1 protein-coding gene is annotated in these 1,690 nt (G+C 65.1%); it reads right to left on the bottom strand.

Annotation, left to right across the window (positions count from 1 at the left end; genetic code table 11):
• Positions 1–25 precede the first annotated feature (25 nt).
• Positions 26–1,531, bottom strand: coding sequence for an ISL3 family transposase (locus MOQ72_RS44050; RefSeq protein ID WP_308198080.1), 1,506 nt, complete (start codon positions 1,529–1,531; stop codon positions 26–28).
• Positions 1,532–1,690: the final 159 nt, after the last annotated feature.

Here is a 1,690-nt window from a genome sequence, read left to right as displayed (position 1 = left end):
GGCTCTGGCGCAGTCTCCGTGAATGTCAGTTCGTTTGGAGGAGCACGCGTTTTCGGAGGAGGTCGAGGTTCGCTCGGCCGAACATCTGCCGTTTGAGCATTTTGATGCGGTTGACGTGGCCTTCGACGGGGCCCGAGCTGTAGGGAAGGGTCAGGCCGTTACGGACGGCGTCGATGTCGCGGCGGAGGTTTCGGGCGAACGAGGCGATGGCGGTCAGCGAGTCCGTCTCGACGGTGCTGATCCACGAGTCGAGCTGGTGTCCTTCGCGCCGGGTCATCATCAGGGCGAAGGCTTCGACGTGGCGGGTCAGGCGGTTGAGGTCATCACTGCGTTTCTGGATCGTGTCCAGTCTGGTCATGTCCTGTTCGGCGAGGTTGGCCGGGTCGGACATGATCCAGCGGGTGATGTCGCGAACCGACGGCGGCCGTGGCGCGGGCACGGCGATTTGGCGGGTATTCGTTCGGAATCGCCGTAGGTAGCGCTGCACCTGCTGTTCGGTACCGGAGTAACCCAGAGCAGTGATTTCTCTGGTCAGCTGGGTGGCGTTGCGGATACCGTCGTTCCAGCGGCGGTGCAGGTGTTCGTGATATCCGTCCAGGATGGACGATCGTTGCTGGTTTTTCGCGATCAGGGGATCGGCCGTCGCGGCGTTGGCGAATTTCCGCACGGTCGCGGGATGCAGGCCCAGTTCGCGGCCGATAGCGGCCTTGCTCAGACCCTCCGCAAGGAGTCGGTGGACCTCGGCATGATGCCGGCGGGTGCGCGTCACGACCTTGAGTTCACGCTGGTTCACCGTCGGCGGTGGTTGACTCGATCGCTGAGTATCGGCTTGCGCGGCCAACGCTGCGGCCAGGTCACCGCGGGCCGCTGAAACGTCTTTTTCGACGGCCTGGCCGAGGTTTTGCCATAAGTGGAACCGGTCGGCGACCTGCAATGCCTCCGGCGCGGCCTGCTGGGCTCCTTCGGCGTAGCCGCCTGCTCGGTCCCGGCAGATGATCCCGGGACATGGCCGCTCGCGTAGCCATGCGGCCAGAGCATCGCCGTCCCTGCCCTCGATGAGGTCGATCGGTCGTTGCGTCTGGAGATCGACCATGACGGTGCCGTAGCGGTGCCCGCGGCGCACGGCGAAGTCGTCCACCCCGAGCACAGCGATCGGGCCTGCCGGTGGGTCCGGTAATCGCCGGATCAGCCGCAGCAGCGTGTCCCTGCTGGCCGGCAGCCCCAGTTGTCGTGCCAGTCGTGTTCCGGCGCGACCGGCAAGTTCGAGCCCAATCGCGATCAGCATGGTCGTCAGCCGGCTCGTTCGCCGTGCCCACTTCACCGTCAACCCTGCCACCTGTTCCGCGAAAGTCTTTGCCGCACAACCAGGATTGGGGCAGAAGAAGCGTCGCACCGTCAGCAGTAGAACGACCACACGACCGGCGATGGAGGCATCGGCCAACCGCCGCTGATAGCGGGAATGCACACGCGCTGACTCGGTGCCGCAACCCGGACACGCAGCCACAGAGGCAGCAACCCCGGCCTCAACCACCACCGCCCGACCGTCGCCGCGAACCGCGCTGACCACCACACCACCCAAGTGCGGCAAGAAACTCAGAACAAGATCATCAAGGCACTGGCGTCACCTACCACCAGCGAACAAGACCTCGACGACCGCCCCAGACGTCATCACGGAGACTGCGCCAGAGCC

Origin of the sequence: Saccharopolyspora soli (assembly GCF_022678645.1) — a bacterium.
GTDB classification, from domain to species: Bacteria; Actinomycetota; Actinomycetes; order Mycobacteriales; family Pseudonocardiaceae; genus Saccharopolyspora; species Saccharopolyspora soli.
This window is presented reverse-complemented; position numbering and strand designations above follow the sequence as displayed.